General features: G+C 33.3%; 7 protein-coding genes. 4 read left to right on the top strand and 3 right to left on the bottom strand.

Translation table 11 applies throughout. The features are described 5' to 3' along the window. Positions 1 to 601 precede the first annotated feature (601 nt). Complete coding sequence (locus tag QZQ55_RS10250; protein ID WP_295093034.1) at positions 602 to 1,939, top strand: MATE family efflux transporter; 1,338 nt, start codon at positions 602 to 604, stop codon at positions 1,937 to 1,939. Between the two features lie 177 nt (positions 1,940 to 2,116). On the opposite strand, the gene QZQ55_RS10245 is transcribed toward QZQ55_RS10250, so the two are convergent. Next, positions 2,117 to 2,245, bottom strand: coding sequence for a hypothetical protein (locus QZQ55_RS10245; protein WP_295093033.1), 129 nt, complete (start codon positions 2,243 to 2,245; stop codon positions 2,117 to 2,119). 303 nt (positions 2,246 to 2,548) lie between these two features. Here QZQ55_RS10245 and QZQ55_RS10240 point away from each other — a divergent pair, with 303 nt between their 5' ends. Both QZQ55_RS10240 and QZQ55_RS10235 read left to right on the top strand, forming a co-directional pair. Next, positions 2,549 to 3,226 carry a Tim44-like domain-containing protein gene (locus tag QZQ55_RS10240; protein WP_295093031.1) on the top strand — a complete coding sequence of 226 codons (678 nt, stop codon included), beginning with the start codon at positions 2,549 to 2,551 and terminating at the stop codon, positions 3,224 to 3,226. A 151-nt stretch (positions 3,227 to 3,377) separates the two neighbouring features. Then, on the top strand, positions 3,378 to 3,908 hold the full coding sequence (locus QZQ55_RS10235; RefSeq protein ID WP_287516243.1) for a methylated-DNA--[protein]-cysteine S-methyltransferase: 531 nt from the start codon (positions 3,378 to 3,380) through the stop codon (positions 3,906 to 3,908). 218 nt (positions 3,909 to 4,126) lie between these two features. Here the strand turns inward: QZQ55_RS10235 and QZQ55_RS10230 are convergent, their stop codons facing one another. Continuing rightward, positions 4,127 to 4,939 carry a hypothetical protein gene (locus QZQ55_RS10230; RefSeq protein WP_295093030.1) on the bottom strand — a complete coding sequence of 271 codons (813 nt, stop codon included), beginning with the start codon at positions 4,937 to 4,939 and terminating at the stop codon, positions 4,127 to 4,129. 86 nt (positions 4,940 to 5,025) lie between these two features. On the opposite strand from QZQ55_RS10230, the gene QZQ55_RS10225 reads away from it, so the two are divergent. Next, positions 5,026 to 5,550: a nitroreductase family protein gene (locus QZQ55_RS10225; RefSeq protein ID WP_295093028.1), complete on the top strand. Its 525-nt coding sequence runs from the start codon at positions 5,026 to 5,028 to the stop codon at positions 5,548 to 5,550. 310 nt (positions 5,551 to 5,860) lie between these two features. Here the strand turns inward: QZQ55_RS10225 and QZQ55_RS10220 are convergent, their stop codons facing one another. After that, positions 5,861 to 6,040 (bottom strand): hypothetical protein, encoded by a 180-nt coding sequence (locus QZQ55_RS10220; RefSeq protein WP_295093026.1) that lies wholly within the window; start codon positions 6,038 to 6,040, stop codon positions 5,861 to 5,863. Positions 6,041 to 6,114: the final 74 nt, after the last annotated feature.

The following is a 6,114-nucleotide window of genomic DNA, read 5'->3' as shown; positions in this document are numbered from 1 at the left end:
TGCCGGATGAGGGATGCCCATTCTTAGAAATGGTTCGACCGCCCCTCCAGTTATCCTTTTTAATTGATTATTATTATGTAAACTGACTAGAAATATAGTCAGTTTTTATTTTGCCTAATGCTAAGAAAGCGACTATATCTGAAGGATTGAAACCACGTCATCATCAGTACTTAGAGTATGACTGAAAAAGCTATTTAGATAGCTGCAGATACGACATTGTTATAGGTGCATGATATGCGGAAGACTCTCACATGAGACATATAAAGAGTACTGTCTGCCTCCCAAGGAAAGAAAGCCTAAAGCATTGATAAAATACAGAAGAGATAGGCAATGAAGGAAATTCGGATAAGGCACAGTCAGGTGAACCAGAAGAGGATGTGAACAGAATTGTCAAGCAGCAGAGACTGCATGTAAAAAAAGTCGGAGAATTCCAACGTTTATCGGTTAATCTTGAAGTAGATGTTTATGTATTTCTAAGTTTTTTTTGATGTTAATACAAAGAAATCAGTAAACATTTTCACAACTGCACTGACTGCACAGAATATTCTTTCTGAATTAGAAATTATATGATATCATGTATTAATCTTTCAGGAGGAATAACATGAATCAAACACAAGATTTCACTAAGGGAGTTATCTGGAAACAGTTGCTTTTTTTCTTTTTTCCTATTCTTATAGGAAGCTTCTTTCAACAGTTGTATAACACTGTTGATACAATCATTGTCGGACAGGCATGTGGTACAAGCGCACTAGCTGCAGTCGGTTCAACAGGAAACTTGACTAGTTTAATCGTTAACTTCTATGTAGGCTTATCTACAGGTGCTTCTGTAGTTATCGCCCAATACTATGGAGCACAAAACAATAAGAAAATCCATCAGGCAGTTCATACATCTTATATACTTGCGATTGTCAGTGGCATACTCATGATGCTTTTTGGCTTATTCTTCTCATATCAATGTCTAGATGCCATTGGTACACCACATGATATATTGAATGATGCTACTCTCTATATGCAGCTTTACTTCTTATGTATGATTCCAGGTGCAATCTACAACATTGGTGCAGGAATTTTAAGAGCAGTAGGAGATAGTAAAAGACCACTTTATTATTTAATTATTTGTAGTATCGTAAATGTTGTTTTTGACTTTATCTTTGTAGTGATCTTCCACCAAGGTATCGCCGGTGCTGCTATTGCGACAGTCATTGCTCAGATTGTCTGTGCAATACTTGTCACTATCCAGCTTATGCGTACAAATGAGATCTATAAGCTTTCTTTATCAGAAATAAAATTTCATTTGCCTGTTTTAAAGAAGATTATTATGATTGGTGCTCCTGCAGGAATACAGTCTACAATGTATAGTATTTCAAACATTGTCTTACAGAGTCATATCAATGCCTTTGGTACACAAACAATCGCCTCGTGGTCAGTCTATACGAAGATAGATGCTCTGTTCTGGATGATGATTGCAGCCATTGGTGCAGCTATCACCACATTCGCAGGACAAAATTATGGTGCTCATCTTCATGATCGTATTAAAAAAGGTACAAGAACAGCATTGGTCATGGCCTTTATCATGACTATTTCTATGAGTGCAATTCTATGTTTAACAGGTGACTATATCACAAGATTATTCTCATCAGACCCACATATTATTGAAGAATGCTATAGTTTGATGTTGTTCTTAATGCCATTCTATTTCTTATATTGCTGTGTTGAAATATTCTCAGGAACAATGAGGGGATGTGGAGAATCAATTAAACCAATGATATTAGTGTGTCTAGGTATATGTGTACTACGTATTGCCTGGCTTACATTCATTTCTCCTCACTACCCTACTATTAAAGGTGTTGTTGTCTCTTATCCAGTTACTTGGTTTACGACTTCAGTACTCTTTATTATTTACTACAAACATTTTAAAAAGCATCACTTTGATGCTTAAACAGGAAACAAAGTCTCACTTTGTTTCTTTTTTAATACAATTTAATAATATATTTTTATGACGATAAAAAACTTTGATATAAATGAAAAATAGGTGTAATTTATATTCATAAAAGAAAAGGGGGATTCATCTGAAAGGATTTTTTGACAATTTAGGTTTTTTCGCTAGTCGATTCAATCAGGTCATAGTGATTACAATTGAATTATCAGTCATATCATTATTAGCTGCGACAATTATTGGAATCATTGTTGGCTTAATCAATACTTCAAAAAGTAAGTCAGTAATCATGAAGATATGTCTTATCATTCTTTTTTTTTGTGCTATACTTTATCTATAAAAAAAGAATTTTATACCACTTATTTGTGGCTTATTATCTATTGCAACATTATTAATCTATTTCTATAGTGCTAACCATGCTCCTTATTCTTATACAGATATAATTGTGCTTGACCCTATATTTTCTTTTGTAGGACTCATCTTTTGTATTATTACTAGAAAAGAAAGAATATTTATTTGGTGGCTTGGTTTGTTATTATGTATATCTGGCTTTTTGGTATGTATCATGGTATTCATGATATTAGTAATGTTTCTAATCTCTTAGGAGGATTTATGAAGAAATTAATTAGATGTTTATTTATTGTATGTATATTATGTTTTTCTATTTCTCCTGTCTATGCAAGAGCAGGTGGAGGTGGATCAAGTGGAGGCGGTGGAGGAGGCAGTTCCTCAGGTCATGGATCTCATCCTGTTAGACGTACAACATCACCACAAGAGCGTGCTGCTAGTATTATAACTTTCTGTCTTGTATCATATGGTTTTTCATATATGGAAAAATATCGTCGTAGATATAAAGCAATCTCTATGCATAAGGCCATGAAAAAAGAACTTGAAGAAAACAATAACTCATTCTTTGATGAAAAGAAGATGAATAAACAGGTCACTGCTCACTATTACACCATTCAAAAAGCCTGGAACAAGAGAGATATGGACTGTCTTAAACAATATCTTTCTCCAGCATTATTCGACCAATGGGAAACAAAACTTAACTGGTGGGAGTATGAAGGTATACGTAATGAACTTTCTGATATCAGACTTCTTAAAACAATGGTTGTAGAAGTAGGTGATGACTACTTCTGGTCTTATATAGAAGGTAAGATGAGAGATAGAATGATCAAAGGTAATGAAGTCACTCAGGATAATAAAGAAATCTTTATTGAATACTGGCGCTTTATAGTAGAAGAAGACAGGATTTATTTAGATGAGATCAGGCAGGAAGATGAAGTCTAAGATTGACCTTGTGAAATAATTGTGTTACAATACAACCAACAAAGGAATATTTTATAGCATGTCATTCACAAAGCATTAGCTATACGTATAAAAAGAAATTCTTTTTTGCGTACGCTAATGCTTTTTTTGTTTATTTTTGGAGGTAAAAATAATGGAATATATTAAAAGATACCAGTCTCCAATTGGAGAAATTACTATGGCAAGTGATGGTGAGTCACTTATTGGTTTATGGTTTGAAGATGATAAATACTATGCGGATATCCTAAAGGAACCAGTAGAACAGGATTTACCAGTCTTTGATCAGACAATTGCCTGGTTAAATCTATACTTTGATGGAATCGTTCCTAACTTCTGTCCACCTATTAAAATGCAGGGAACACCATTCCAGAGAATGATCTGGACTATTATCCAGCACATCCCTTATGGTGAAACAATCACTTATGGTGATATTGCGAAAGCTATCGCAAAATATGGTAACAAGAAAGAAATGTCAGCACAGGCAGTTGGTGGTGCTATTGGTCATAATCATATTGCGTTAATCATCCCTTCACACCGTGTAATCGGTTCTAAGGGTAACTTAAAAGGCTATGCTTCTGGTGTAGAAAAGAAAAAGAAGCTTCTCCTCTTCGAAAAAGCCTCAGTTATTAACAGCAGTATGAGAATAGATACAAGACTTGCATAATGCAGGTCTTTTTTTACGCGATGAAGTCAAGAAAAAGAGGTCTTATGCATGAAAAATCAATAAATTAGAGTACGTCTTACTAAAGAAGAGTTTGATGCGGAAATTGAAGAAAGAACGCATGAAATAGTCTTTTATTTTCTTCTTTAAGAATCCCATATTATTTCCATACTTTTTAAAGATAATACAACTAGGGGCTAATTTGTCCCAGTAAAAAACAGCTAGATTAATTTTCTAGCTGTTTTTCTCATGATTAATTGTGCGATTATTACTACTACAACAGATATCCCACATATTATTAATCCTGGTGTTCTAAGTATTGATGGATCAAAGATGACTGTACGATTCAAATAAGAACTAGCTCCTTCACTAATTGCGAGTGGCATAATATAGCTTACATTTAGTCCGGATAATAAACCTGTTACACCTAATGCAGTTAATCCATATAACTTATCTACAATCAATTGAATCAAGCACAATACAACAAGAATAGCACCTATAATTATACGATTAGAATCAAGTGTTAACTGATAAAAAATTTGTATCATCTTCAATCTTTTAGGAGATTGTTGACTAATATAATTATCTACATACTGATCAATTCCCTGAGATATTAATCCTGAAGAAATCAATTTAGTAAGTGATGTCTTTAATATATTAGGTAATGTAATATCTGTATCTTTCTCTACAATCTCAAAACATTCCTGTGCCAGATTATTGATATAAGGTGTCATATCTTCTTTATTATCTTCACCTGTAGCCATCTGTTTAATAATAGCCTGACTATATTTACTTGTTAGTGCGGTCATAGACTCAGATTGACTAATATCTGCTTGTATCTTTTTTATAGTTATGTCAGGAAGACGGTATGTGTATTGGTTAATAACTGTCATAACCTTATTTGTCATTTCCTGGGTAATTTCATCATTCTGTATAGCACTATTTATAATACTTGGACAAAGCATTGAGAAACATAATACATTCACAAGAATGAAAATAAGAATATCTAATACAATTGTACGTAACATACGCATAAATATCACGCTCCTTTACCCTCATTATAGAAAAACCACACCACATGTCAATATGTTATAATGGGGAGGAAAGAAAGGGTGATTATATGGAATTTTTAGATTTTTTAAAACAAAGAAGAAGCTATAGACAATATACTGGAGAACCTGTAGAAAAAGAATTATTGGATAAAATTGTAGAAGCAGGATTACTTGCACCAAGTGGACGTAATATCAAACCAGAAGAACTCATTGTAGTCACTGATCCAAAGCTATTGACAGAATTATCTCAATGTAGAAAAGCAGGAAGTCAGATGCTAGAAGGGGCAGGTGCCTGTATTATTGTATTAGGTGATGAAGATAAGACGGATGTCTGGGTAGAAGACTGCAGTAATGTCATCTTGACTATGCATTATATGGCTTCATCACTAGGTCTTGGCAGCTGCTGGATTCAGGGAAGAAATAGAGTATCATCTACAGAAGATTCAACTGAGGACTATATTAGAAATATCTTTCATTTTCCAAAGAATCTACGTTTAGAAGCACTATTATCGGTTGGACATATTGATCAAACATTACCTGCCAAAGAAGTAACAGAAGAATTGTTAAATAAAGTACATACACCAAAGTATTAAAATACCTGCTCATTGATGAGCAGGTATTTTAATACAGGTATTTATTCTGTTTGAAAGGTTTGTAATCATAGAAAATGATATTTCTGCTATTTTCTATTATTTCATAATATAAGACTGCTTTGGTAGTTGGCATGACATACTTATATTTGTTTGAACCTTCTTGCCAATATGTGGATTGGCCTCAACTATTCCCTTGACTTTTCGTAATTCTTTGGTTAGAAAGATTCCTATAGAGAAGTTTCTGAATCTAATATAGTTATAATAATCAATGTTGTCTATAATTTCTATAATGTATGGTTCGATTTCAATATCAAAATTTAACTCCATACTTTTCTTCTCTGTCTTTTAAGAATTCATCAAAGCTAATGGTTTTAAAATCTTTACTCTTTTTTCTTTCTTCATAAGCAGCTACTATCTGTAAATCTTCGTATTCTTCATCAGTTAAACAAGTATAAGATACACCATTAATAATTACTGTTCTGTTTTCCATATCCTATCACTGCCACTCAAAATGTGATTAAATATACTCACATCGAGATAATGTAAGTTCTCACGAACATTACT

It is taken from the genome of uncultured Catenibacterium sp., assembly GCF_900540665.1.
In the GTDB taxonomy this organism is placed as follows: Bacteria; Bacillota_I; Bacilli_A; order Erysipelotrichales; family Coprobacillaceae; genus Catenibacterium.
Note: the sequence above shows the minus strand (reverse complement) of the source record. Positions and strands in the feature narration are given on the sequence as shown.